The 1,195-nt window shown below is 62.4% G+C and carries 2 pseudogenes; one reads left to right on the top strand and one right to left on the bottom strand.

Annotation, left to right across the window (positions count from 1 at the left end):
• Positions 1-783, top strand: a pseudogene (locus EOA38_RS37255) (ISNCY family transposase); the annotation flags it as partial.
• A gap of 186 nt (positions 784-969) precedes the next feature.
• On the opposite strand, the pseudogene EOA38_RS39940 reads toward EOA38_RS37255, so the two are convergent.
• Positions 970-1,195, bottom strand: a pseudogene (locus EOA38_RS39940) (IS21 family transposase); the annotation flags it as partial.

The following is a 1,195-nucleotide window of genomic DNA, read 5'->3' as shown; positions in this document are numbered from 1 at the left end:
GGTCTGGATACGGACAACGACACCGTTTTCATGAACGAGACGCTGAAGGCCTATTGCGACGGCGCCAACATCGTCTTCACGCGCTGCCCCCCTACCGCAAGAACCACTAGATTAGGCCTATGTCGAGCAGAAGAACGGCGCCGTGGTGCGTAGGATGGTCGGATATCGCCGGTTCGAGGGGCTGGAGGCCGCCATGCTGCTAGCCAAGCTCTACCGGTCAGCGCGGCTGTTTGACGGCGCACGTGTGCGCAAGACGTGTAGTCCGCCAGCTACGCCGCATCATCGTCTGGTTGCCGATGCTCGCACCTCTGATGCGGTCCGCTCCCGTCAGAAGGAAATCTACGCCGGGCTCGATCCTGTCCTGCTATTGCGCGATATCCGCGCCGTGCAGGAGCGACTCACTGCGCTTGCCGATACTCCGCCGGCCATGCGCCCTGACCGGGCAGCTCAGCCGATAGACCTCTTCCTGGCGAGTTTGCGGACTGCCTGGAAGGACGGGGCTATCTGGCCAACGGATCGCCGATTGTGAAAGCCAAAAGAGGGCGGCGTCCTGCCCCTCTCGTCAAGGCGACTGCCGACTTGCGAAATTGGTTCGAAGCCATGGCGAACGGCTGCGAACTTCTGTCACGACTGAAGGCGGAGTATCCCGGCGATTACCCGAACAAACTGCTTCGAACGCTTCAGCGCCGGCTAAAGGTCTGGCGTAGCGAACAGGCGGACGCGTTGCTGTTTGGCCCATTGAACAAGGAGCCGCCGATCCCGGAGATCGCAAGGCCACACTGAGGCGGGTGGCGCTCGCGAAGGAGGCCGGGCGCTGCGAAACCTCGGCCATCTCCGCGCCCGGCCTCCTTCGCCCCAAGCCGGGATATGAAAATGGATGAGGCAACGCTCGAATCTCGGGGAGCATCGTTACGTGAGGCAATACGCGCTCTCACGTTGATTGCCGCGCTGCAGGTAGTCCTCGATGCTGTCGAAATCGCGGCTCCTCCGGCTGCGCGGGGCCTGAGCGAGCCGTGGCTTCAGGTGGCCATTGGGAGCTTCGATTGAACCGTTCTCATGGGCGACACCTTTGTTGTTGCGCGTCGGCGTCATGCCATAATGTGGGCACAGCGCTTCATAGTTGCGGTGAAATCGCGAGGGGCGTCGGCGTCGAGGCTCTTCTAGGCGGCCGATACCGAGTCGCTGCGGAGGTCGG

Source organism: Mesorhizobium sp. M1E.F.Ca.ET.041.01.1.1 (assembly GCF_003997355.1).
Taxonomy (GTDB): domain Bacteria; phylum Pseudomonadota; class Alphaproteobacteria; order Rhizobiales; family Rhizobiaceae; genus Mesorhizobium.
This window is presented reverse-complemented; position numbering and strand designations above follow the sequence as displayed.